A 24,694-nucleotide genomic window follows, 5' to 3' on the forward strand; every position below is an offset into this window, starting at 1 on the left:
GCTATCGGGGCTCCCGGCGCCCTAGCCTGGGGTCGTGATCAACAGCCGAAGGAGCATGCGGAAGCGGCGGGACATGGCGCGTTCTGCGGTGGGCGGTTCCCGCACGAGGCGGTGTATCACCGGCGGGCTTCGTTGCACCTCCACGGGAGCGGGCAGATCGAGCGGTCGCCCTTGAACCTGTCGGTGTGCGTTCTGGCGTCGATACCACTGCCAAGATGGCGATGGCCGCAATGGGACTCGCCGGCGTCGATCTCCGGGACTTCCTCGCCGATCTCCAGAAACATGGCAGCCCGGCGTCGGCATGAACGTCGCCCCCCGACATGGACGCCTCCGCGGTCGAGGAACACCGCCGACAGCCGATCACGCCGGTGGGCGGTCGACCTGGACTGGTCGACGTGACCGATCAGGACTGGCCATGGGCATGAAGACTCGATCTCCGCCGGCCACGACCGAGTCGAGCCATGCGCCCGCCACGATGAGCACTACCGCCGTGCCCGGCCGTCCCTGCCGGCTCGCAACCCGAGGCCCAAGCACGCGCAGGAAACGGGTGGCGGCTGTGAGCGGGCGCATCATGAGGGTGAGGCGTCGGATACGGCCCTCATCGTCGAGATCGAGATACTGGGTCTCCTCCAACCGCAGGCGACCGACATGACCCGCGGCGCGCAGAACCGCGTGCTGTCCGTCCTGGAACTGTGCCTCGTAGTGGATGCCGGTGAACACTTCGAACACGCTCGTCAGGAGTTCCTCGAGTTCACCGTGCCCCCGAAACGTGAACCGGTCGGTCAGTGGCGAAACGAGCTCGACGTCCTCGGACAGAGCGGCTACTGCCGCTCTCGCATCCCCCGCCTCGCCGGCCATTCGCCAAGCTGCGACGTGATCAGTCATGCCATCCCCGCAAGGCGCTCGGCAATGACGAGAGTGCCGGGCGCTGCGCGCCCGCCCGGGCCCGGCTGGACCGAGACGCCCTCCGGATGAACCGCTCCACTGCAGCTACGACACGTGACGGACACCTCTAGGACCTCTCCGCAGTGGTGCCGAAACACGATCGGCGGACCATCCGGCGCGTGCCAGCGGTCGCCCCACTGGGTGAGTGCCAAAAGCACCGTCACGAGCTCCCGTCCCGATGTGGTGAGCACGTAACGGAACCGCTGAGGACGCGCGGAGTACTCGACCCGTTCCAGCACATCGCCGTCCACGAGTCCGTCGAGCCGATTCTTCAGCAGTGCGCGGGACACGCCAAGATCGCGGACCAGCTCCTCAAAAGTGTCAATGCCGAGAGAGATGTCGCGCAAGACCAGCGGTGACCACCAGTCACCCATGACATCCAGGGAGCGCGACAGCGAACAGTGGAAAGCTGCGAATGAGGCACGAGGCATGGCCACAACCTAGTGCATTCATATTCTGAACGCACTCACGAACTAGTTCGGCGGCTGTGCTGGGGCAGCTCCGGGAATTGCCATCACCCTCACGGGCGCGAGATCCCGCACTTCGCGTGCGACCGATGGTTTGCCCTGAGCTGCATCGGGCGGCGGCTGGCGCATGGCGTGATAGCGCTTTCGGCGAGGCGATTCCGGCACGCCGATGGCGGGATGCCGTCCTGCCCGCGCCCACGATCAGTCCGCGAATACTGTGCCGCCCGACTCGTGTGGTGATCAAGTGGGAGTTTCCGAGCAATACCGTTGGAAAAAAATGACTGTTTATGGCCGTGTTATGTTTGCCGGGCTTTAGCGGCTGTGGGCCGCGGGTCGGCACCAGGGGCTCGCCCTCGACGGAGCTGCAGCGGGTGGGTGGGACCGTGCGCGCCTCACTCCACCGCGCTGCTGCGGACCGGGCCGAAGCAGGCTCCGCGGCGCTTTGTCCGTCAGGGGAACCCGTAAGCGGGACGATCGCCGACCATGCCCGAGTGCACCGCTGAAGAAATGCCCATCGCCCTGCCCCGATTCCGGGCGGGTAATAATGACGAAATGAAATGACTGGAATGACTCGCCATCAATACCGCTGCTCAGTCCGTTGGTCGGACATGGACGTCTACGGGCACGTCAACAACGCCGTCTTCCTCACCTATCTCGAGGAAGCGCGCAGCGACATACTGGGTGGCCAGGCCGCAATAGCCGGTGTGGACACCTTCACGGCGGGCTGCGTGAGCGCGAAGCACGAGATCGAGTACAAGGCGCCCTTGGAGTGGCGCGAAACTCCGGTCACCGTCGAGGTCTGGGTTACCGGCCTCAGGGCGGTGTCCTTCAGCCTCGCCTACGAGGTGAAGGACGAAGGGACTCTGTACGCGAGGGCAGCCTCCACGATGGTTCCCTACGACCTGGAGGGCAAGCGCCCGCGGCGCCTCACCGAGGCTGAACGCGCCTACCTCACAGGTTTTCTGCCGCAGCAATGACCGCTTGACCGAGCCGGCCGGCGTCACACCCACATGGGCGACGACCGCCGACCACGCCCGAATGGCCCCGCTGAACAACCGCCATCGTCATCCCGTGATGCCGGGCAGGGAATAACGACGGAATAAAATGACTCGAATGACACCCTGCTGCTCGGCTTGGGGGCGCGACCTCGCCGTTCTCAATCCGTCTCCGCCCCGAGGCTCATCGATCGTGCCGCGGGACGAGTAGGTCACAACCTCCGATGAGGCGGGAAGTCTGACCCGCCTCACTCGCACAAGAAAGAAACTAGTGAAGAATCGCTTTGTCCCATTCTCTATTGTGTGTCTGTTGAGTCTGAGTGCGTGTTCCGCAAATGGTCAGGGAATGCAACCCGCCGAGATGCCGTCGAGCACAACTCAGGCGGCGCAATACCCGAACACGGATGCAGGCTTCCGGAAGCTGATCATAGCTGCACGTTTCGACAAGGATGTGGTGGCCTCACTGGAGCCGAACGCCGCTGACTACGCAGCGGTCTTCGAGCCGGAGTTCGCGGCCCAAGCCGAGAAGATGTACGAAGAGTGGATCTGGTCCAAGCCCCCCACCACGCTTGACGTCGACCCTGAAAAGACCGAAATCAAGGTGGCGAAGGCTACCACGGACGCCATCAGAGATTGGCCGAATGAGGTTAGCGAAGAATTCCCCGGTGGATACGAGAGGGTGGCCCCTCATTTCAAACCGGGAACGACGATCTACCGGTGGAAGTATCTGGAGCCAGGCGAAGTACTCGGTAAGGCGTACGACGGAATGGCACACGTCAATGGGCGCTGGGTGTGGTTCCCGAAGCCGTGGCGCGTCCTCGACTAGCCTGACCCGAGACCGTGTCCACGTGGCGAGGCGTCATTGGCCTCGGTCTGGGGCGGGGATGTCCTACGCGCTGGTCAGTGGTTGCGCCTGGCGGGCGCCCGGTGCTTCGGGCGTCTGTGATCAGTCCGCCCGGGGCGGCTCAGGGCGCCCGCACCGTCGGCGGCGACGAGGGGATCACGGCAGGCAGCGTCCGGAGGTCACGATGCGGCGGTGAGGGGGGGGCAGCCCGTGCTGTGCGCTGCGCGTTGATCAGGCACCTCATCGACTCCATGGCCTGGGTGGCCGATCCGCGGGCGGGCCCGGTTGAGGCGGTCGGCTCACACCCCGCTGGTGCGGGAGGTTGGGGTATGGGCCGCTGCCCGTTGATGTCGCCTGCGGCGGTGCCGAGTTGGTGGAGCCGGCCCCTGTCAGGCCGGCTCCGCTCTGGTCGTCGACTGCAGTGCGGTTCCGGGCCCGCCGGACAGGCGAGAGACGGGGGTCTACCGCGCGCATAGTAAGCATGGCTTATCCCACACAAAGGTGTCTTTACTTGCGCTTACTTCCGTGCGATTGCAGGATTCTGCCGCGGGCAGGGAGCGTGAGTCGCACGTGCCGCACCCTCTTCGTCGGGCAGCGTGCGTGGTTCCGGTGTGTGATGCCTGTTCCCGAGTCCGGATATGTCACCTCCTCACAGGCCGACATCCCGGGCGGGGGGCTGAGCAGACAGAGAGCGCCGGCGGGTGCCCTGCGGGCAAGAAGGGGCAACGAGTGCACCCACCACTCGGCCGTTCCCGCACTGTCGGCCGTCAGCCGCGGGAGTCGCCACCGGTGACGGCAACTACCTTGGGGGAGTGATGACTTGGGCTTGGTCCTCCTCATCGGAGCGGACGGGTGCAGGCACCTCGTGAGTGCGTGGGGACCAGTTCTGACGGACCGTGTCGGCGGCAGGCGTCGGGGCAACCAGTGAGTCCTGCCTGTAGCCGAGAGTAGTCATCGACGCCTGGTGGGCCGCTCCCAGTCTGTCTCGTGACGGGGGGCCGAACCAGCAGGCGAGGAGACGGCTTGCCGTGCCGGTTGCCGGATGGATGCGATCTGTCGCCGAATTCTTCAAACAGTTGAGCGTTTGACCTCTGCTGTTCACGCTTTACCTGTCAAGTGCCCGGAGGCACGGCCTCGGGCCCCACCGATTCAGAAGCGAGTCGAGCATGGTGCGTGTCCGTACATCCTTGGCACAGTTGCCCGCCTATGTCCCGGGCCGCAAATTGCCCGGCGCGGTAGTGCTGGCCAGCAACGAATCCCCGTACGGGCTGTTGCCCGGCGTAGCCGCAACGCTTACGGAGCTGGCCGGCGGCATGTCGCGCTACCCCGACCTGAGCGCCACCGCACTCGTGCAGGCGATAGCCGGGCACCACGAGGTCGAGCCGGATCGGATCGCGGTGGGCGCCGGATCCTCGGAGGTCTGCGGACAGCTGCTGCACTCGGTAGTCGGCTTCGGCGACGAGGTCGTCTTCGGATGGCGGTCCTTCGAGGCGTACCCGATTCTCACGGCGGTCGCAGGCGGTGTGGCGGTACGGGTCCCACTGCTCGACCATGCGCTGGACCTCGACGCCATGGCCGCGGCGATCACCGACCGGACCCGGCTGGTCTTCGTCTGTAACCCAAACAACCCCACCTCGACCGCAGTCGGAGAGCGGGCGCTGCTCGACTTCGCGGACCGCGTCCCGGAAGAAGTGCTGATCGTCGTCGACGAGGCCTATCGGGAGTACGCGGATCCGGCGCTGGTCCCCGATGCCCTGGCCCTGCTCGGCGACCGCCCGAACGTGGTGGTTCTTCGGACATTCTCCAAGGCCTACGGACTGGCGGGACTGCGCGTCGGCTACTGCGTGGCGCCGCCGTGGATCGCCGCTCATGTGCGCAAGACGCAGGTGCCGTTCAGCGTCAGCACCCTCGCCCAAGAGGCCGCCGTCGTCGCCCTCGGCGAGCGCGCGGAAGTCGCCCGGCGGGCCGCCCTCACGGTCGTCGAACGGGAGCGCATGACCATGATGTTGCACGCGCTGGGCTTCGAAGTCCCCGACTCCCAGGCCAACTTCGTGTGGCTACCGCTCGCGGACGAGAGCGCTGACTTCGCCGTCCACTGCCTTGGCGGGCAGGTCGTGGTCCGCCCGTTCCTCGGGGAGGGCGTCCGGGTGACGATCGGACTGCCGCAGGAGAACGAGGCTTTCCTCGATCTCGCCGCGACCTGGAGAGGCTGAAGGCCGTGCACCCCAGTCCTTATGAGCGGCATCGCGAACTGCTTCAGCAAGCCGTGCGGGCCCTCGCCGCCGGTGAATGCCGGCGGCCCTTCACGGAGGCGACCGGACAGGATGCTGCCGACGCGGGCATGAGATCGGTCCGAACAGCTGTGAAGGTCTTCGGCTCCCTGCTGGGACGGCCCTTCGAGCTCGACCAGCCCGGCGAGCTCGGCCGGGTGTGCACCGAGTCCTCGCCCTATGGGATCGGCATGGGCATCAGCTACCCGCGATGCGACCCCGCAGCTCTGGTGGCGGCTGCCGCCCAGGCGATGGCCGGGTGGCGCGTCGCCGGCCCCCACCGACGCGCCGGGCTGGCCGTGGAGATACTGCGCCGGCTGAACACCCGCAGCCATGAGCTGGCTCTTGCGGTGCATCACACCACGGGGCAGCCGCCGCAGGCGGCGTTCCGGTCCGCGGGGCCGCGCGCCCAGGACCGTGCGCTGGAGGCCGTGGCCCTTGCCTTCACGGAGTCGGAGCGCATTCCGGCGGACCTGAACTGGGAGAGCGGTCAAGGGACCCAAGGGAGCGGGCAACCGTCGCCGATGCGGGGCACCAGCACCCTGGTGCCCCGCGGAGTGTCGCTGCTCATCGGTTGCCCCGACTATCCGCTCTGGAACGGCTACCCGGGCCTGTTCGCCAGCCTGGTGACCGGCAATCCGGTGATCGTCGCCCCGCATCCGCGTTCCGTGCTGCCGCTGGCCATCACCGTGCGCGTCGCCCGGCAGGTGCTGGCGGAGGCCGGCCACCCACCGGACATCGTGACCCTCGCGGTGGCCGAACCAGCGGAACGGCTGCACGAGAGGCTGGCCACGGACCCGGCGGTGCGAATCGTCGACTACACCGGATCGGCGCAGTTCGCCGGCTGGCTGAAGGAACACGCCCGCCAAGCCGCCACGTTCGTCGACCGGACCGGCCTGAACACGGTGATCGTCGACTCCACCGGTGACTACCGGGATCTCGTGCGGGGCCTGGCCCACTCCCTGTGCCGGTGCAGCGGCACGGTCCGCACCACGCCGCAGAACATCCTGGTGCCGACGACGGGCATCGCGACCGATGAGGGGCGCAAGAGTCTGGGGGACTTCGGGGCCGACCTGGGCGAGGCCGTGGACCGGCTGCTCGGGCATCCCGCACGTGTGGCCAGGCTGCTGGGCGCGATCGCCAGCGATGCGGTGCGGGCGGGGCTGGCTGAGGCCACGCGGTACGGCACCGTGCTCCATGCGTCCGGAGCGCTGCGCCATCCGAATCATCCGGCCGCCGATGTGCGCAGCCCCCTGCTCGTCCGGCTGGCGGCGCAGGACGAACGGATCTACGCCAGGGAGTGGCCGGGGCCCGTCTCGTTCCTTGTCGGTACCGACTCGACGTCGCACAGTCTGGCTCTCTTCCGCCGCACGGTGGGCCGTCACGGGGCGTCGTACGCCACAGTGCACTCGACCGACCCGCTGGTGCTGGCGGTCGCCGAGACGGCAGCACTGGACGCCGGCGTGCACCTGGTGCAGAACCTCGCAGACGACTTCCCCGCGGACCCCTCCTCAGCAGGCGCGGATTTGCCCCCCGAGGGCGCCCACTTCGTCACCGGGCGGTTCCGGGTGGTGCGGTCTCGGCAGCATGCGGCCGGGACGGCCCCGGCTCCTGTCGTGGAGGCGGCCCCGAGGCCGACCCCCATCGGGGCTGCGGAGTCGCCTCGGGCTCCGGCTCCGGACGCGGGTTCCGCAGCCGAGCTGGTCGACGTCTGAGTGACCGAGCAGTCAGGCAGTCCAGTGCGTCCCGCGTCCCCGCACCTCGTCGAAGACCAGCCAGGTGCGGGTCGAGCGCACCCCCGGTACCGCCTGGATGCGCTCCAGCACGACCTGGCGCAGCACCGAGTTGTCCGGAGTGCGGACCAGCACCAGGACGTCGAAGTCGCCCGCAACGAGGGTGACATGCTCGACGTAGGGGATCTCGCGCAGTTCCCGGGAGGTGTCCCGCCACGCATTCTGGTCGATCGTCAGCGTCACGTACGCGCTCGTGCCGAGGCCGGCCCGCTGCGGATTCAGCCGCGTGCTGAAGCCGGTGATGACCTCCTCGGCCATGAGCCTGTTGATCCGCGTGTACGCGTTGGCCCGCGAGATGTGCAGCTTGTCCGCGAGTGCCTTGATCGACACCCGGCCGTCGTCGAGGAGCCCCGCCAGGATGTGCCGGTCGGTGTCGTCGAGCCGGACGGCAGTTCGTCCGGTCATCGACTCCGAGGGTGAGTTTTGCTCGGACACTTTGCCCTCCCAGAGCGTGTTGTTCGGCAGTCCGTCGCTGGATCGCCTGAAACCTTGAACAGATATTCCGCACTAGCGACGATACTCGCGTCAAGTGTCCAGAGAGAATGAGTGGCCTCATGCCCGTGAAGAACCTTCGCCAGACGGTCCAGGGCCTCCTGCCGTCCCTCACGCCTGTGCGGTTCGTGGCCGAGGACGGCACGCCGGTGGCCAAGCCCGCGCCCGGCTACACCGAGCCTGCGCCGGAGGCGCTGCGCGAGGCCTACCGGCGGATGGTCGTGGGACGCCGGTTCGACACCCAGGCCACCGCGCTGACCAAGCAGGGGAGGCTCGCGGTCTACCCGTCCAGCCGGGGCCAGGAGGCCTGCCAGATCGGAGCCGTACTCGCGCTGCGGCCGGACGACTGGTTGTTTCCCACCTACCGTGACTCCGTGGCCCTGGTCGCCCGCGGCATCGACCCGCTCGAGGTGCTGACGCTGCTGCGCGGCGACTGGCACTGCGGATACGACCCGGTCGCCACCCGCGTCGCCCCCCAATGCACCCCGCTGGCCACCCAGGTGCTGCACGCGACCGGCATGGCGGAGTCGTTGCGCCGCACAGGCGGAGACGGTGTGGCGATGGCCCTCGTCGGGGACGGGGCGACCAGTGAGGGGGACTTCCACGAGGCGCTGAACTTCGCTGCCGTCTTCCGCGCGCCGGTCGTCTTCTTCGTCCAGAACAACAAGTACGCGATCTCCGTGCCGCTGGCCCGGCAGTCCGCGGCGCCCGCCCTCGCGTACAAGGGCATCGGACACGGGATGCGTTCCGAACAGGTTGACGGCAATGATCTGGTCGCCGTGCTGGCGGTGCTGACCGCGGCTGTCGAGCACGCCCGTGCCGGGCACGGACCGGTCCTGGTCGAGGCGCACACCTACCGCATGGACGCGCACACCAACGCCGACGACGCGACCCGCTACCGGGACGCGGCGGAGGTCGAACGGTGGAGCGCCGCCGATCCGGTCAGCCGTCTTGAGACGTACCTGAGGGCCCGCGGCGCCCTCACCGACGAGGACGTAGCGGCGGTGCGGGAGGAGGCCGAGGCCCTGGCGACAGAGCTGCGCGGGGGCATGAACGAGGAGTCCGTGCCCGACCTGCTGGCGCTCTTCGACCACGTCTACGCCGAGCCGACTCCGCAGCTGCGCGAACAGCGCGCCCTGCTCGCGGCCGAGCTGGCCGAAGACGCTGCTTCCCCCGCACTCGACACCGAGGAGAACTGACGGCCATGGCCAAGGTCACGATGGCGCAGGCGCTGAACACCGCACTGCGCGACGCACTGCGCGAGGACGAGCGCGTGCTCGTTTTCGGCGAAGACGTCGGTCCGCTCGGCGGCGTCTTCCGGATCACCGACGGGCTGACCCGTGACTTCGGCGAGCAGCGCTGCTTCGACACCCCGCTGGCCGAGGCCGGCATCGTAGGACTGGCCGTCGGCATGGCGATGGGCGGCTTCCGGCCCGTGGTGGAGATGCAGTTCGACGCCTTCGCCTATCCGGCCTTCGAACAGATCGCCTCACACGTGGCCAAGCTCCGCAACCGGACCCGGGGGCGGCTCGCGCTGCCAATGGTGATCCGTATCCCCTACGCGGGCGGCATTGGGGGAGTCGAGCACCACTGCGACTCCAGCGAGGCGTACTACGCGCACACCCCGGGCCTGAAAGTCGTCACCCCGGCGACGGCCGATGACGCTTACTGGCTGCTGCGCGACGCCATAGCCGACCCCGACCCGGTGGTCTTCCTGGAGCCGAAGAAGCTGTACTGGTCGAAGGAGGACGTCAACCTCGAGCGGCGCGGAGCGCTGCCGTTCGGGCAGGCGGCGATCCGGCGGAAGGGCCGCGACGCCACGGTCGTCGCGTACGGGCCGTCGGTGCCGGTGGCCCTGGCCGCGGCCGAAGCGGCGGCGGCCGATGGCATCGAGCTGGAGGTCGTGGACCTGCGCACGCTGGTGCCCTTCGACGACGAGACGGTCACGGCATCGGTACACCGGACCGGGCGCTGCCTGGTCGTCCAGGAGGCCCAGGGCTTCGCCGGCGTGGGGGCGGAGATCGCCGCACGGGTGCAGGAGCGCTGTTTCCACTCGCTGGCCGCGCCGGTCCTGAGGGTGGCCGGCTTCGACATCCCGTATCCGCCGCCGAAGCTGGAGCACGCGCATCTGCCCAGCGTCGACCGGATCCTCGACGCCGTCGACCGTCTCCAGTTCAGCGACGCGCCGGACACCCGGCATCTGCTGAAGGGAACGGCCGCATGAGCACCGCAGCGCTTCAGGAGCAGCTGTTCCGGCTGCCCGATCTCGGCGAAGGGCTGACCGAGGCCGAGATCATCGAGTGGAAGGTCGCGGTCGGTGACACGGTGACGATCGACCAGATCGTCATCGAGGTCGAGACCGCCAAGGCCGCAGTCGAGGTGCCGGTCCCCTACGCGGGCACCGTGCTGCAACTGCACGCGGAGGCGGGTACGGCGCTGGAGGTGGGGGAGCCGCTGATCACGGTGGGTAGGCCGACTTCCGGCCGGCCCGACGGCGCGGTGGAGGGCCCCGGCGCCCAGCCTCCCGTCGATTCGACGTCGGCCGACCCTGCGGCTGACCGATACCGGGAGGAGGAGCAGGCCGGGTCCGGCAACGTCCTGATCGGCTACGGCACCGGGCACGGCCCGGCACCGCGTCGCCGCCGCCGACGCGGGGGCGCCGCGACGGGAGGCGGCACTGGTGCCGAGGCGGCGCCGTCCGGAGAGCTGCACGCTCCCCGGGTCATATCCCCCCTCGTACGCAGGATGGCGCGGGATCACGGGATCGACCTCGCCGCGTTGGCGCCATCGGGTCCCGCAGGGGTCGTGCTCAGACGAGATGTCGAGCAGGCCGTTGGGCGGCCCGGCCAGCCGGCGACGGACCCCGATACCGCACCGGTCACCCCGGACCGGCAGCAGTCGGCGGACCGCGCACCGCACACTCGGCCGGCGCCGGCCGGCCCTGAGCGCATCCCGCTGCGCGGAGTCCGCCGCGCGGTCGCGGACAAGCTTTCCCGCAGCCGCACCGAGATCCCCGATGCCACCACCTGGGTCGACGTGGACGCGACGAGCCTGCTCCAAGTCCGGAAGGCCATGCAGGCCGCAGACCCCGGCCGCCCCATCGGGCTGCTGGCCCTGCTCGCCCGATTCTGCATCGCCGGACTGCACCGCTTCCCGGAGCTGAACTCCACCGTCGACACCGAGCGGCGGGAGATCGTCCGCTTCAGCGAGGTGCACCTGGGCTTCGCCGCCCAAACCGAGCGCGGCCTGGTGGTCCCCGTCGTCCGCGACGCACAGCGCATGACGACCGCACAACTGGCTGCCGAGCTGGCCCGGTTGACCGGACTGGCCCGCGACGGGGCCCTGCCGCCCGACCGTCTGACCGGCGGGACCTTCACCCTCAATAACTACGGCGTGTTCGGTGTCGACGGATCCACGCCCATCATCAACCACCCTGAGGCCGCTCTCCTCGGCGCGGGCCGCATCGTGGACAAACCGTGGGTGGTGGACGGCGAGCTGGCCGTCCGCAAGGTCATGCAGCTCTCCCTCAGCTTCGACCACCGGGTCTGTGACGGCGGTGTGGCAGGCGGGTTCCTGCGCTTCGTGGCCAACTGCGTGGAACGCCCGGCGATCCTGCTCGCCGACGTCTGATCCAACCCCGCTTCCCCTACTTCCCCTGCGTCCGCCTGGGCGCCTCACACCCATCAACCTACCGAACGTTCGGCCAGGAGCTCTCAGTGCCCACCGACCAGAATCCCGACTTCTTCGTCCGCCACGCGGCTCTGCTCGACCAGGCGGTGGAGTGTGCCGCCGACCGCACCTACTGGACGCCGTACCAGGAAACCCCCAGCGCCTCTGCGTACGGAGCCGAGGCATCCGGGCTGGGCGAGGCCGCCTTCCGCCGCCTCCTCGGCAACCCCTTCCTCATCGAAGGACATCCGGCCACCGGCACCGTCCCCGCCACCGAAGTCTCGCCCTACGGCTTCCCGCTCGGCATCAGTTACCCGTACCTGCCGCCCGAGGTGGCCGTCGCGACGGCCAAGTCAGCCGCAGTGGCATGGCGCGTCGCGAGCCCGGACACCCGGGCCGGCGTTGCAGCGGAGATCCTTGCCCGGCTGAACGAGGCGACCTTCCAGATCGCCTACGCCGTCCAGCACACCACCGGCCAGCCCTTCACGATGGCGTTCCAGGCCGGCGGTCCACACGCCCAGGACCGAGGCCTCGAAGCAGTCGCCCATGCGTGGAACGAGCAGACACGCCATCCGGTCGCGGCCCGCTGGAGCAAGCCACAGCGCAAGGGCGGCCCAGTCGTCATGGACAAGACCTTCACTACCGTGGGACGCGGTGTGGCAGTACTGATCGCCTGCAACACCTTCCCCACCTGGAACGGCTATCCGGGACTGTTCGCGAGTCTGGTCACCGGCAACCCGGTGGTCGTCAAGCCTCATCGACGTGCCGTGCTGCCACTGGCGATCACCGTGCGGATCGCCCGTGAGGTGCTGGCGGAGGCCGGCTTCGATCCGGACGTGGTATTGCTCGCCGCCGCGAAGCCCGACGAGCGCACCGCCCCCGCCCTGGCCACCCACCCCGATGTGCGCATCGTGGACTACACCGGCTCCAGCGAGTTCGGCGACTGGCTGGAGACCAACGCCCGCCAGGCCGCGGTCCACACCGAGAAGTCCGGACTCAACACCGTCGTCATGGACTCCACGGACGATTACGCCGGTCTGCTGCGCAACCTCGCCTTCTCCCTGTCGCTCTACAGCGGCCAGATGTGCACCACCCCGCAGAACATCCTCGTTCCCCGCAACGGCTTCCCCACCGACCAGGGGCGCCGTACGGCAGACGAGTTCGCCGCCGACCTCGGCGCCGCCCTGGACGGGCTGCTCGGCGATCCGGCCCGTGCGGCCGCCACCCTCGGCGCGATCGTGAACGACGGTGTTCTGAAGCGCGTGGCGGAGGCGGCGGAACTCGACCGTGTCGCCCATCCGTCGAGGCAAATCACCCACCCGGACTTCCCGGACGCGGCCGTCCGTTCCCCGCTGTTGGTCCGGCTCGAGGCCGAGACCGACGAAGAGACATACACGAGCGAGTGGTTCGGGCCGGTCTCCTTCGTCATCGGTATCGACTCCACCGCGCACGGCCTGCGTCTCCTGCACGACACCGTACGGCGCCACGGCGCGCTGACCGCCTCCGTGTACGCCACCGACGAGGGTGTGCTGGAGGCGGCACGAGCCACCGCGTTGGAGGCGGGCGTGAACCTGTCGGAGAACCTGACCGGTGCGGTCTTCGTCAACCAGTCCGCCGCCTTCAGCGACTTCCACGGCACTGCGGCCAACCCCGCGGCCAATGCCGCCCTCACCGACCCGGCGTTCGTCACCGGACGCTTCTCGGTCGTCCAGTCCCGGCGCCACGCACCCGCAGAGGAGCACGTCGATGCGTGATGATGAGGTCTACCTGATCGACGGGGCCCGCACTCCGCTCGGCCGCCACCGAGGTGCCCTGGCCTCCGTACGCCCCGACGATCTGGCCGCCCTCGTGGTCGGCGAGGCGGTACGTCGCTCTGGCATCCCGGCCGACACCGTGGACGAGGTGATCCTCGGCGCCGCGAACCAGGCGGGCGAGGACAACCGGGACGTGGCCCGGATGGCCGTCCTGCTGGCCGGACTGCCGGACACCGTGCCCGGATACACCGTCAACCGGCTGTGCGCGTCCGGACTGACGGCCGTCGCCTCGGCCGCCCAGGCGATCCGTGCGGGGGAGGCAGACCTGGTCGTCGCGGGCGGAGTGGAGTCAATGACCCGTGCCCCCTGGGTGATGGCCAAGCCCGGCACGCCCTGGGCCCGGCCCGGCGAGGTCCACGACACCTCCCTCGGCTGGCGCTTCACCAACCCGCGCTTCCCGGCCGCGACCAGCCTGTCCATGGGCGAGACCGCCGAGGAGGTCGCCGCCCTGGACGGCATCACCCGCCTCGACGCGGACACCTTCGCGCTGCGCAGCCACCGCAGGGCGGAGGCCGCCCAGAGGGCGGGCCGCTTCAAGGAAGAGATCGTGCCGGTGCGGGTGGCGGACGGCGAGGTGACCCAGGACGAGGGGCCTCGGCCGTCCACCTCGCTGGAGAAGCTCGGCGGACTGCGCACGTCCTTCCGCAGCGACGGGATCATCACCGCGGGCAACTCCTCGCCGCTGTCCGACGGGGCCGCTGCCATCGTGGTGGCGAGTTTGGCGGCGGTCGAACGATACCGGCTCACCCCCCGGGCCCGCGTCGTCACCGCCGCATCGGCCGGGGTCGAGCCCCGCTTGATGGGGCTCGGGCCTGTGCCGGCCACCTTGAAGGCACTCGCCCGAGCGGGCTGGCGGTCCGACGACCTGGACGCCGTCGAGGTGAACGAGGCCTTCGCCGCCCAAGCGCTGGCAGTCGTCCGACGCTTGCGGCTCGACGAGGACCGCGTCAATGCCGACGGCGGCGCCATCGCCCTCGGACACCCGCTCGGCTGCTCAGGCGCCCGCATCCTGCTCACCCTGCTCGGACGCATGGAACGCGAGGACGCCCGACGGGGACTGGCGACCATGTGTGTGGGGGTCGGCCAGGGCGTGGCGATGCTGGTGGAGCGCGTATGAGCACGCGGGACGACACGGCGTACGAGACCCTGCGGGTCGAGGCCGGCGCGGACCGGGTTGTCGTGACCCTGCACCGGCCGGAGGCTCGCAACGCCATCAGCAGCGGCATGATCGCCGAACTGCATCGCGTGTGCGAGGACCTAGAGCGCGCGCCGAGGCTGCTTCTGCTCACCGGGCACGGCGGGGTCTTCGCCGGCGGCGCCGACATAGCCGAACTGCGTTGGCGTGGCCGGGAGGAGGCGCTGCAGGGAATCAACAGCCGTCTGTTCGAGCGGGTACGCAGGCTGCCCCTGCCCACCGTGGCCGCGGTGGACGGCTGGGCGCTGGGCGGCGGCGCCGAGCTTGCGTACGCCTGCGACATTCGGATCGCCGGGCCAAACGCCGTCTTCGGCAACCCCGAACCTGGCCTGGGCATCCTCGCCGCCGCCGGGGCCTGTTGGCGGCTGCGGGAGCTGCTCGGCGAGTCGGTGGCCAAACAGGTCCTGCTCGCCGGGCGGAACCTCGACGCACCTGCCGCGCTCGCCTGTGGGCTGGTCACGGACGTCGTACCGGCCGAGCGGCTGAACGCCGAGGCACACGCCCTGCTGGACCGCATGGCTCGTTCCTCGGCGCTTGCCCTGCGGCTGACCAAGCTCGTCACCGACGCCCCGGGTGCCCACCCGGTGGCTGACGACCTCGCCCAGGCCGTGCTGTTCGAGGGTCGCGACAAGGAGGAGCGCATGACGCGATTCCTGGAGAAGAACGAGAAGAACGGAGGCCGGGCATGACCTCGGCATCAGTACCGCCCGCCGTCGTGGGGGTGATCGGCGGCGGCCGGATGGGGACCGGTATCGCCCAGTCCTTCGCGGCCGCAGGGTCGTCCGTGGTCGTCGTGGAACACGACGAAGCGGCCGCGACCGTCGCGCTGAACCGCATCGCCGCCGGCCTGAGGCAGGCCGCCGAGCGCGAGGGGCCCGGCGGATCCGCTACCGGTGAGGCACTGGACCGGGTCACCGCCGTGACCTCGATCGCCGAACTTCCCGCCGACGCCGATCTCGTCGTCGAGGCGGTACCCGAAGACACCGTGCTCAAGGCCCGGCTGCTCGCCGCCGCCGAGCGGGCCGTGGGGGAGCGGTGCGTACTCGCCACCAACACCAGTTCGCTGCCGGTCACCGAACTCGCGGCGGCCCTGAAGCGGCCGGGACGCTTTCTAGGCATGCACTTCTTCAACCCGGTGCCCGTCTGCGCGCTCGTCGAACTGGTCCTCACTCCCGACACCACCGGGGAGACCCTGACAGCGGCGGTCGGCTGGACACACGCCCTGGGCAAGCAGGAGGTCGTCGTCCAGGACTCGCCGGGATTCGCCAGCAGCCGTCTCGGCCTGGCCCTCGGTCTGGAGGCCGTCCGCATGGTCGAGGAGAGGGTCGCCGAGCCGGAGGCCATCGACACGGCCATGCGCCTGGGATACCGGCACCCGATGGGGCCGCTGCGCCTCACCGACGTAGTAGGTCTCGACGTACGGCTGGCCATTGCCGACCACCTGCACAGGACGCTCGGGGAGCGGTTCGCCCCGCCGGCATTGCTGCGGGAGAAGGTCGCCCGCGGCGAGCTGGGCCGCAAGACGGGGAAGGGGTTCTACTCATGGCCGTGACCGATGGTGCGCCCACCGAGGCTCAGGAGCCGGGCCGTCCCGCCCATCACGGGGTCGCCTACGACGTCACCGACGCCGTGGCCGTCATCGAGCTGCGCGGTCCCGGGAGCGGCAACGCGCTCGACACCCATATGCGCAGCGCCCTCCTCATGGCGGCACGCCGCCTGACCACGGACACCGCACGCGGTGTAAGGGCTGCCCTGATCACTGCCCGCGGAAGGCATTTCTGCGTCGGCCAGGACCTCAGGGAGCACGCCCGGCAGCTGAACACCGCGCCCGAGGCGGCCTTCGCGAACCTTCCCAACGACTACAACCCGCTGCTGAAGGAGCTGCACGGGCTGCCGGTCCCGCTCGTCGTGGCCGTCGAGGGCGCATGTGTCGGGGCTGGGCTCGGCATCGCGCTCTGCGCGGATCTGCGCGTCGCCGCCGAAGGAGCCCACTTCGCGACTGCCTTCACCGGCATCGGCCTGGCCTCCGACTCGGGGGTCGCCCGCGGCCTCGCCCGCCAGCTCGGTCCTTCGCGGACCGCAGGACTCATGCTCCTCGGAGACCGCTTCTCCGCACAGGACGCCGAACGCTGGGGCCTGGTCCACCGCGTCGTGGCGGACGGCTCGGCCACGGCTGAGGGGCTGGCCGTCGCCCGCTCCCTCGCAGGCGGACCCACCGCCGCCCACCGAGAGATCAAGGCACTGCTTCGGTCCGCGGCCACCGCCACGCTGCCGGCCGCGCTGGAGCGCGAAGCCGTGATCCAGCGCCGGCTCGGCGCCACCGAGGACCACCGCGAAGCCGTCACGGCGTTCCTCGAACGCCGCAGCCCGGCCTTCCGCGGCCATTGACCCACTCATCGAGTACGACGGGACACGCATACCCCATGAACACCCCCACCGTCACACCATCCGGGCCCCAGGGCCCCGAGGCCACCTTCGAGGACACCATCGCCCGCGACCAGCGCGTCGAGCCCCGGGACTGGATGCCCGACGGCTACCGCACCACGCTGATCAGGCAGATCGCCCAGCATGCCCACTCCGAGATCATCGGTATGCAGCCGGAGGGCGAGTGGATCACCCGGGCACCCTCGCTGCGCCGCAAGGCCATCCTCTTCGCCAAGGTGCAGGACGAGGCCGGGCACGGGCTGTACCTCTACTCCGCGGCTGAGACCCTCGGGGCGGACCGCACGGACATGACGGCGCGTCTGATCGACGGCCGCCAGAAGTACTCGTCCATCTTCAACTACCCGACCGAGACCTTCGCCGACGTCGGCGTGATCGGCTGGTTCGTGGACGGCGCGGCGATCTGCAACCAGGTGCCCCTGTGCCGGACGTCGTACGGCCCGTACGGGCGCGCCATGGTCCGTGTGTGCAAGGAGGAGTCCTTCCACCAGCGGCAGGGGTACGAACTCCTGCTGACGATGATGGGCGGCACCGACGAGCAGCGGGAGATGGTGCAGGACGCGGTGAACCGCTGGTGGTGGCCGTCGCTGATGATGTTCGGCCCGCCGGACGCCGACTCGCCCAACTCCGCGCGATCCATGGCCTGGAAGATCAAACGGCACTCCAACGACGAACTGCGACAGCGGTTCGTCGACATGACCGTGCCGCAGGCCCAGAAGCTCGGCGTCACCCTGCCCGACCCCGGCCTGCGGTGGAACGAGGAGCGCGGGCACCACGACTTCGGCGCCCCCGACTGGGACGAGCTGAAGCGCGTGGTCTCCGGCGACGGACCGTGCAACGCCGAGCGGATTGCACGGCGCCGGGCCGCCCACGAGGAGGGCGCCTGGGTGCGGGAGGCGGCCTCGGCCCATGCCTCCAAGCGGGCGACCCGGGTGCGTGAAGGAGCGGCGGCATGAGCGGCACCGACCGGACTTCCGCCGGCGGACCCGTCCGCATACGGGACGAGTGGCCGCTGTACGAGGTGTTCGTCCGGGGCAAGCGTGGACTGAACCATGTCCACGTGGGCTCCCTGCGCGCGCCCGACGACGCGATGGCCCTTGTCCACGCCCGCGACCTGTACACCCGGCGCAACGAGGGCGTGAGTGTCTGGGCCGTGCGGTCCGACTCCATCGCCGCCTCCACCCTCGCCGAGAAGGATCCCTTCTTCGCGCCCAGCGGCGACAAGGTCTACCGGCACCCGACCTTCTACGACATCCCCGACGACGTACCCCACATCTAGGAGCGGCCGCCAATGAGTCACGAGGATCTGTACGTCGACCACGACAACGCGCAGTGGGCGTTCGGCACCGGTTTCACCGACCCCCTGCACGGCGTCGACCAGAGGGTGCCGGATGGCATCGACGCCGGAGACCTGGCCGCCTGCTGTCTGGCCCTGGGCGACGACGCCCTGGTGTCCGCCCAGCGGCTCGCCGAGTGGTGCACACGCGCCCCGGAACTGGAGGAGGAACTCGCCCTGGCCAACATCGGCCTCGACCTGCTCGGCCAGGCCCGGCTGCTGTATGCCAGGACGGGACGGGCCGACGGTACGGGCCGCGGCGAGGACGCGTACGCCTACTTCCGTGATCCAGACGGCTTCCGCAACCTACGGCTGGCCGAACTGCCCGGCGGCGACTTCGCCTTCACGATCACACGGCTGCTCGTGTTGTCCGTCTGGCGGCTGGCCGTCTTCGAGGAGCTCACCAGCGCTCCTGATCCGGTGCTCGCCGCCATCGCCGCCAAGAGCGTGAAGGAGCTCTCCTACCATTGCCACTACGCCGCGGTGTGGACCGTGCGCTTGGGCGACGGGACTCCCGAGTCCCGTGACCGTCTCAGAACGGCGCTGTCCGACGTCGCGCCCTGGCTGGGAGAACCACTGACCGACCAAACCGCAGCCGGTCTGGGCGCCGAGTCCGCAGTGGTCGCCGACAGGACGCTGCGGCATCTCGCCGACGTCGTGGTGCGAGCGGGATTCGACCCCTCCGAGGTCCTGCCTCTCGGCCCGGCGTCCGCCCCTGCCATACCCGGCTCCGGCCGCGACGGTGACCGTACCGAACACCTGGCGCCGCTCCTCACCGAACTCCAGAGCATCGCCCGCGCACACCCGCAGGCGCAATGGTGACGCTCGCAGATGCCGGCGAGCACCGCCGAGATGCGGCGCACCGCGCCTGGCGTACCGCCTGCGAGATCCCCGATCCTGAACTGCCCATGCTGACCCTCGCCGACCTCGGAGTGCTCCGCGGTGTCGAGGTGGAGCAGGACGGTACGGTCGTCGTGCGGCTCACCCCGACCTACTCAGGCTGTCCCGCCGTGGCCGAGATGCGGGCGGAAGCCGCCACCCGGCTGCAGGCGGACGGCTTTCCCGCCGTTCGGGTCGTCACCGTGCTCGACCCGCCCTGGACTACCGACTGGATCACATCCCAGGGCCGCCTCAAGCTCGCCGAACACGGCATCGCACCACCGGGGCCTCGGCGCCTCAGCGAATCCGGGCCGGTGTGGCTGTCCCTCGGGCCGGCCCCGTCGGATGTGCCCTGCCCGCGCTGCGCCTCGGTCGATACCGAGGAGATCTCACGGTTCGCCGCAACTGCCTGCTTGGCGCTCCGCCGCTGCGGCACCTGCCTGGAGCCCTTCGAGCACCTCAAGGACCTTTGATGACGACCCCCTCCCGTCCCCCCGTCACGGCGCGGACCCGTCTGCGCCCCACCTTCCACGCCCTGCGCGTCGCAGCGGTTGAGGGGCTGTGCTCCGACGCCGCCGCGCTCACCCTCGCGATACCGGACCGTCTGGCCGAGGAATTCGCGTTTCTCCCCGGCCAGTGCCTCACCGTGCGCCGGGAGATCGACGGCCGCGACGAGCGCCGCTCCTACTCCATCTGCTCCCCCGTCGGGGAACCTCTGCGCATCGGCATCCGCGTCATACCGGGCGGCCTGTTCTCTTCCTGGCTCGTCCACGGTGTGCGCCCGGGAGACACCCTTGAGGTGATGGGGCCGGTCGGTGCTTTCACGCCCGACCTCACCGGAGCCGGACAACCCGGTGGTTCCGGTCAACCCGGTGGACTCGGCCACTTCGTGCTCATCGCTGCCGGATCCGGCATCACACCGATGCTGTCGATCGCCGCCTCAGTACTCGGCGCCGACGGCTCATCCCGCATCACCCTCCTCTACGGCAACCGGCGAACCGATACGGTCATGTTCGCGGACGAACTGGCAGATCTGAAAGACCAGTACCCGGCCCGCTTCCAGCTCGTTCACGTGTTGTCCCGCGAGCCGCGCCAGGCCGAAATGCTCTCCGGCCGCCTCGATGCGGCGCGGCTCGCCGCCCTGCTCGATGCCCTGGTCGACACTGACGGCGTCGACCAATGGTGGCTGTGCGGTCCGCACGGCATGGTCCGTGACTCCAGCGCCATCCTGGCCGGGCTCGGCGTCCCGGCCGACCGAATCCACCAGGAACTGTTCCACGCCGATGAAGAGCCGCCCGCCGCCCGCCACGAGGTCTCGGCGATCGGTCTCGCCACGAGCGAAGTCACCGTCGTCCTTGATGGCAGGGCCACCACGTTCCCGGCCCCCCGGGACCGGACCGTCCTCGACGCTGCCCAACAGCTCCGCCCCGACCTGCCGTTCGCCTGCAGAGGCGGCGTCTGCGGGACGTGCCGCGCCCTGGTGACCCAGGGCCGGGGGGACATGCGCCGCAACTACGCCCTGGAGCCCGCGGAGGTGGCCGCGGGATACGTCTTGACCTGCCAGACCCGCCCCGCATCGGACGAGCTCACCGTGGACTTCGACATGTGAGCGCGAACATGTCGACAACGTTCGGTTTTCTCGACGATGAACGATCGGAAACCTGCGCTGGAAAAGGCACATGCCGTTCGGCACAGTAAGCCCGGGTCAATCAATCGCTGGTTTCGAGCAGGCCTTCGGTAATGCAGGGTGAAAGCCGGCTTGCCGCCTTGGTCCCCGACGCGGGTATCGCGCAAACTCGAGCCGCCCGCAACGTTCGTTGACCGACGGCGTGCGCCTATCGAAATCTTGAGCGGACCGGCAGTAACGGACCGCACTGCATCAACTTATGGAAAGTGAGAGCAAGGCGTGAGTGAGCAGCCGCTCGTAAAGCCCGGAGCGCCCTCCAGACCGGCCCGGCCCAATGTCGACGCTGGAGACGCCGGTTACAGCAAGTCGTTGAAGTCCCGGCACGTCAGCATGATCGCCATCGGCGGTGCCATCGGCACCGGCCTCTTCCTCGGTGCCGGCGGCCGCCTCGCCGAGGCCGGCCCGTCGTTGTTCGTCGCGTACGCGGTCTGCGGCTTCATCGCCTTCCTCGTCGTTCGCGCGCTCGGCGAACTCGTCCTGTACCGGCCCTCGTCCGGCGCCTTCGTGTCGTACGCCCGGGAGTTCCTCGGCGAGAAGGGCGCCTACACCGCAGGCTGGATGTACTTCCTGAACTGGGCCACGACCGGTATCGCCGACATCACCGCGGTGGCCACCTACACCCACTACTGGGGCATGTTCTCCGACATACCCCAATGGGTGATCGCGCTGATCGCCCTGGCGGTCGTCCTCGCGGTCAACCTGATCTCGGTGCGGATCTTCGGCGAGCTGGAGTTCTGGTTCGCAATCGTCAAGGTCGGCGCCCTTGTCCTCTTCATGTGTATCGGCATCTTCCTGCTGGTGACCCAACACCCCGTCGACGGTCACAACCCCGGTCTGTCCGTGATCAGCGAGTACGGGGGCGTCTTCCCCAACGGTCTGCTGCCCATGCTCCTGATCACCCAAGGCGTCATCTTCGCCTACGCCGCAGTCGAGTTGGTCGGCGTTACGGCGGGTGAGACCGAGAACCCCGAGAAGATCATGCCCAAGGCGATCAACTCGATCATGTGGCGCGTGGCGCTGTTCTACGTCGGCTCGGTCATCCTGCTCTCGATGCTGCTTCCGTGGAACAAGTACGTCGCCGGCGAGAGCCCCTTTGTGACGGTGCTGTCCAACATCGGTGTCCCCGCCGCGGGCGGCGTGATGAACCTCGTCGTCCTCACCGCGGCCATGTCCTCGCTCAACTCCGGCCTCTACTCGACCGGCCGCATCCTGCGCTCCATGGCGATGTCCGGCTCGGCGCCGAGGTTCACGAGTGCGATGAGCCGCAGCCAGGTTCCCTATGGTGGCATCCTGCTCACGACCGGTATCTGCGTGCTCGGCGTCGGCCTCAACTTCGTCGTACCGGCGGAGGCGTTCGAGATCGTCCTGAACTTCGCGGCGATCGGCATCCTGGCCACGTGGGGCATGATCATGATCTGCCACCTGCTTTTCTGGCGGAAGACGCAGCAGGGCGAGCTGACGCGTCCTGGCTACCGGCTGCCCGGCTCGCCGTGGACCGAGATCGTGACCCTTGGCTTCCTGGCCTCCGTCCTGGTGCTGATGTATGCCGACGGCGGGGCCGCACGCACCACCGTGCTGGGTCTTCCGCTGATCGTCGGAGCCCTCGTCGCCGGGTGGTTCGGCGTGCGCGGCAGGGTGGCCGGCATGCGCAGGGCAGCCGAGGACGCCCAAGCCAGGCCATGACCTCGACGGCGACACATCGGGGCGGCTCGCCCAGGCATCAGTGGCGTGACATTACCTGCCTGATCCAGGCTGTGCCGCCAACCGGCCCAGAACGCGTTCAAGCGTGACCTCGCAGCGCTTTTCAATGGCCCGGTGTCGCCTTACCATCCGACCGCGCACCAGGGATTCCTGGCCACGGCGCACCCCTCGATACGGCACCCAGCCCTAGAGCCGGCGGCGCTGATCCTTGTAATCCGCCGCCGTCAGCCCGAGTCAACCGCGAGGCGTAGCGTGACATCACACTCTGCGCGTCCGGAACAAGCTCTCCCACGAGAAAGCCAGCTGTTTCAGGCGCTGTCATGTTCGATCTTCACCGGCTAAGACTTCTCAGGGAGCTCAAGCACCGCGGCACGCTGGCCGCCGTTGCCGCTGCCTTGTCCTACAGTCCATCGACCATTTCTCAGCAGTTGTCGCTGCTGGAATCCGAGGTCGGCGTCCGGCTACTGGAACACGTCGGTCGGCGGGTACGCCTCACCCAACAGGCGGAGATTCTCGTCGCCCACACCGAGGCTGTCCTGGAGCGGCTGGAACGCGCGGAGACCGACATCGCGACATCCTTGACCGATTTGACCGGAACACTCCGTATTGCCTCCTTTCAGAGTGCGGCGCTGGCCCTGGTCCCCACCGCACTGAACTTGTTGCATGCCGCTCATCCGCTGCTGCGTGTCCATCTCACTCAGATGGAGCGGGAAAGTGCCATTTCTGCTCTGCTAGCGCGTGACTTCGATCTGATCATCGATGTGGAGTACCCCGGTATTCCCGGTCCCCGGCCCGCGGAGGTGGAGCAGGAGGAGTTGTGTGAGGACACCCTGCATCTGGCTCATCCGGCCATTGGGGGCATGGCCGACCCCATGGAGGCTCTCCTCAGCCTGGCAGGACGGCCGTGGATCATGGAGCCCGAAGGAACCATGGCTCGCCGCTGGTCGATGGCACTGTGCCGCGAAGCAGGCTTCGAACCCGACATCCGTTACGAGTCCACCGATCACTTCCTGCATCTGCGGCTAGCCGAACAGGGTCATGCGGCCGCGCTGCTTCCGGGTTTGGCATGGCACGGCCGTCCCCCGACCGTCCCCATACAGCCACTGCCACGGGCTCATCACAGACGCAGACTGCTCACTGCCGTGCGTCGCGGAGGCGGCCAGCACCCCACCATCAAAGCCGCCCGACAGGCACTGCTCCAGGCTGCTGAGCAGCTCGTGCTGTGACCGCATGAGCTGCGGGGCCCTGCTCTTGTCAGGCCAGACGTCTGAGCACGTCTTCGACCGCGTCGATGAGCGGATCGCCTTCAGTGCCTGCCCGCCGTATGAGACCCAGTTCGACGTCAGGAAGTTCTGGCAGGCCGCCGTACGCGGCGGTGCCGTGTTCCACGCAGGCGGGCAGTAGAGCCGCAGCGCCGAGGCCGGCCCGGACGGCGGCTTGCACGGCGGCCAGGCTGGTGCTTTCGAAAACAACACGCCATGTACGTCCGTTGGCTTCCAGCGCGTCGAGCACCGGCGTGCGCCAGCGACACGGCAGGGAGAACAGCACGAGAGGGAGGGGGGCAGCGCCTGGATCCAGTCCGGGCCCGACGGCCCATCTCAGCGGCAACCGAATCGTCCAGCGCGGTAGGCCGGGCAGGTAGGACGGATCACACAGGGCGATGTGGATGCGTCCGGAGGAAAAGGCCTCTCTCATGTACGGCCCAGGAGCGCTGACCACTTCCAGCGTCGCTTCGGGGTTAAGGCGGGCAAAATCGGCAGCTGCCTGGGGAAACGGTGCAGCGGCGAGGTCCTCGATCAGTCCCACACCGCAATGACCCGTCACCGTTCGCCTTGTTGCGGTGAGCGCCTGGGCAGACAGGGCCAGGATCCGCTCGGCATAGGGCAGCAATGCCTCGCCGGCCTTGGTCGGGCTCACTCCGGTGGCCGTACGGTGCAGCAGTGGCTGTCCGACGGAGCGTTCGAGCTTCCGCAACTGCTGGCTGAGGGCCGGCTGGCTGTACCCGAGCGCGGCTGCGGCGCGACTGAAACTGCCGAGGCGGGCGCAGCTGACGAACATCCGCAGCAACGACGTCTCTAGATCGCGGTCGAAGGCCATAACCGCACGTTATACGGCCCCCTGTTCATTGGGTAGTTCCATCTGAAGGAGCGAATCATTAGCGTCAG

Annotated in this window: 23 protein-coding genes; 19 read left to right on the forward strand and 4 right to left on the reverse strand. The window is 69.0% G+C overall.

All coding sequences use genetic code 11. The features are described from left to right. Positions 1–360: 360 nt before the first annotated feature. Both IG86_RS40185 and IG86_RS0127575 read right to left on the reverse strand, forming a co-directional pair. Positions 361–885, reverse strand: coding sequence for a hypothetical protein (locus tag IG86_RS40185; protein WP_157854905.1), 525 nt, complete (start codon positions 883–885; stop codon positions 361–363). After that, complete coding sequence (locus IG86_RS0127575) at positions 882–1,376, reverse strand: winged helix-turn-helix transcriptional regulator (RefSeq protein WP_030834060.1); 495 nt, start codon at positions 1,374–1,376, stop codon at positions 882–884. Before IG86_RS0127575 ends, IG86_RS40185 begins: the two co-directional genes overlap by 4 nt. 602 nt (positions 1,377–1,978) lie before the next feature. Between IG86_RS0127575 and IG86_RS0127580 the strand changes: the two genes are divergently transcribed. The 4 genes from IG86_RS0127580 to IG86_RS0127595 all read left to right on the forward strand — a co-directional run bounded on the left by IG86_RS0127580 (position 1,979) and on the right by IG86_RS0127595 (position 7,236). After that, complete coding sequence (locus IG86_RS0127580) at positions 1,979–2,389, forward strand: acyl-CoA thioesterase (protein ID WP_030834061.1); 411 nt, start codon at positions 1,979–1,981, stop codon at positions 2,387–2,389. 364 nt (positions 2,390–2,753) lie between these two features. Further along, a complete protein-coding gene (locus IG86_RS0127585; RefSeq protein ID WP_030834063.1) occupies positions 2,754–3,233 on the forward strand; it encodes a hypothetical protein in 480 nt (159 codons plus the stop codon). A 1,184-nt stretch (positions 3,234–4,417) separates the two neighbouring features. Beyond that, positions 4,418–5,464 carry a histidinol-phosphate transaminase gene (locus IG86_RS0127590; RefSeq protein WP_030830774.1) on the forward strand — a complete coding sequence of 349 codons (1,047 nt, stop codon included), beginning with the start codon at positions 4,418–4,420 and terminating at the stop codon, positions 5,462–5,464. Beyond that, on the forward strand, positions 5,452–7,236 hold the full coding sequence (locus IG86_RS0127595) for an aldehyde dehydrogenase family protein (protein WP_078848511.1): 1,785 nt from the start codon (positions 5,452–5,454) through the stop codon (positions 7,234–7,236). The genes IG86_RS0127590 and IG86_RS0127595 overlap by 13 nt, the downstream gene beginning before the upstream one ends. 12 nt (positions 7,237–7,248) lie before the next feature. On the opposite strand, the gene IG86_RS0127600 is transcribed toward IG86_RS0127595, so the two are convergent. Next, positions 7,249–7,719 carry an Lrp/AsnC family transcriptional regulator gene (locus IG86_RS0127600; RefSeq protein WP_030830767.1) on the reverse strand — a complete coding sequence of 157 codons (471 nt, stop codon included), beginning with the start codon at positions 7,717–7,719 and terminating at the stop codon, positions 7,249–7,251. Positions 7,720–7,868: 149 nt separating this feature from the next. On the opposite strand from IG86_RS0127600, the gene pdhA reads away from it, so the two are divergent. The 15 genes from pdhA (at position 7,869) to IG86_RS0127675 (ending at position 23,755) form a co-directional block, all read left to right on the forward strand. Then, positions 7,869–9,005, forward strand: coding sequence for a pyruvate dehydrogenase (acetyl-transferring) E1 component subunit alpha (pdhA, locus tag IG86_RS0127605; protein WP_030830764.1), 1,137 nt, complete (start codon positions 7,869–7,871; stop codon positions 9,003–9,005). A gap of 5 nt (positions 9,006–9,010) precedes the next feature. Further along, positions 9,011–10,030 (forward strand): alpha-ketoacid dehydrogenase subunit beta, encoded by a 1,020-nt coding sequence (locus IG86_RS0127610; protein ID WP_030900416.1) that lies wholly within the window; start codon positions 9,011–9,013, stop codon positions 10,028–10,030. Beyond that, a complete protein-coding gene (locus IG86_RS0127615) occupies positions 10,027–11,436 on the forward strand; it encodes a dihydrolipoamide acetyltransferase family protein (RefSeq protein ID WP_030900419.1) in 1,410 nt (469 codons plus the stop codon). The genes IG86_RS0127610 and IG86_RS0127615 overlap by 4 nt, the downstream gene beginning before the upstream one ends. 86 nt (positions 11,437–11,522) lie before the next feature. Next, positions 11,523–13,229 carry a phenylacetic acid degradation protein PaaN gene (paaN, locus tag IG86_RS0127620; RefSeq protein ID WP_030900422.1) on the forward strand — a complete coding sequence of 569 codons (1,707 nt, stop codon included), beginning with the start codon at positions 11,523–11,525 and terminating at the stop codon, positions 13,227–13,229. Continuing rightward, on the forward strand, positions 13,222–14,406 hold the full coding sequence (locus IG86_RS0127625; RefSeq protein WP_030830751.1) for a thiolase family protein: 1,185 nt from the start codon (positions 13,222–13,224) through the stop codon (positions 14,404–14,406). The genes paaN and IG86_RS0127625 overlap by 8 nt, the downstream gene beginning before the upstream one ends. After that, positions 14,403–15,173: an enoyl-CoA hydratase/isomerase family protein gene (locus IG86_RS0127630; protein ID WP_030830748.1), complete on the forward strand. Its 771-nt coding sequence runs from the start codon at positions 14,403–14,405 to the stop codon at positions 15,171–15,173. The genes IG86_RS0127625 and IG86_RS0127630 overlap by 4 nt, the downstream gene beginning before the upstream one ends. Continuing rightward, on the forward strand, positions 15,170–16,036 hold the full coding sequence (locus tag IG86_RS0127635; RefSeq protein WP_030830745.1) for a 3-hydroxyacyl-CoA dehydrogenase family protein: 867 nt from the start codon (positions 15,170–15,172) through the stop codon (positions 16,034–16,036). Before IG86_RS0127630 ends, IG86_RS0127635 begins: the two co-directional genes overlap by 4 nt. Further along, positions 16,027–16,872: an enoyl-CoA hydratase/isomerase family protein gene (locus IG86_RS0127640; protein ID WP_030900426.1), complete on the forward strand. Its 846-nt coding sequence runs from the start codon at positions 16,027–16,029 to the stop codon at positions 16,870–16,872. The genes IG86_RS0127635 and IG86_RS0127640 overlap by 10 nt, the downstream gene beginning before the upstream one ends. Positions 16,873–16,907: 35 nt before the next feature. Then, a complete protein-coding gene (gene paaA, locus IG86_RS0127645; RefSeq protein WP_030900428.1) occupies positions 16,908–17,882 on the forward strand; it encodes a 1,2-phenylacetyl-CoA epoxidase subunit PaaA in 975 nt (324 codons plus the stop codon). After that, complete coding sequence (gene paaB / locus IG86_RS0127650; RefSeq protein ID WP_030830736.1) at positions 17,879–18,205, forward strand: 1,2-phenylacetyl-CoA epoxidase subunit PaaB; 327 nt, start codon at positions 17,879–17,881, stop codon at positions 18,203–18,205. The genes paaA and paaB overlap by 4 nt, the downstream gene beginning before the upstream one ends. 12 nt (positions 18,206–18,217) lie before the next feature. Next, a complete protein-coding gene (paaC, locus tag IG86_RS0127655) occupies positions 18,218–19,084 on the forward strand; it encodes a 1,2-phenylacetyl-CoA epoxidase subunit PaaC (RefSeq protein WP_030830734.1) in 867 nt (288 codons plus the stop codon). Then, the gene (paaD, locus tag IG86_RS0127660; protein WP_030302963.1) at positions 19,078–19,614 is read left to right on the forward strand and encodes a 1,2-phenylacetyl-CoA epoxidase subunit PaaD; all 537 of its coding nucleotides are present in this window, start codon (positions 19,078–19,080) and stop codon (positions 19,612–19,614) included. The genes paaC and paaD overlap by 7 nt, the downstream gene beginning before the upstream one ends. After that, positions 19,614–20,750: a 1,2-phenylacetyl-CoA epoxidase subunit PaaE gene (gene paaE, locus IG86_RS0127665; RefSeq protein ID WP_030830732.1), complete on the forward strand. Its 1,137-nt coding sequence runs from the start codon at positions 19,614–19,616 to the stop codon at positions 20,748–20,750. Before paaD ends, paaE begins: the two co-directional genes overlap by 1 nt. A 297-nt stretch (positions 20,751–21,047) precedes the next feature. Beyond that, on the forward strand, positions 21,048–22,511 hold the full coding sequence (locus IG86_RS0127670; protein ID WP_037943174.1) for an amino acid permease: 1,464 nt from the start codon (positions 21,048–21,050) through the stop codon (positions 22,509–22,511). A 338-nt stretch (positions 22,512–22,849) separates the two neighbouring features. Further along, positions 22,850–23,755, forward strand: coding sequence for a LysR substrate-binding domain-containing protein (locus tag IG86_RS0127675; protein WP_030900434.1), 906 nt, complete (start codon positions 22,850–22,852; stop codon positions 23,753–23,755). A 28-nt stretch (positions 23,756–23,783) separates the two neighbouring features. Here IG86_RS0127675 and IG86_RS0127680 read toward each other — a convergent pair whose 3' ends face one another. Then, on the reverse strand, positions 23,784–24,626 hold the full coding sequence (locus tag IG86_RS0127680) for a LysR family transcriptional regulator (protein WP_030900436.1): 843 nt from the start codon (positions 24,624–24,626) through the stop codon (positions 23,784–23,786). Positions 24,627–24,694 lie beyond the last annotated feature (68 nt).

It is taken from the genome of Streptomyces virginiae, from assembly GCF_000720455.1.
Classification (GTDB): Bacteria; Actinomycetota; Actinomycetes; order Streptomycetales; family Streptomycetaceae; genus Streptomyces; species Streptomyces virginiae.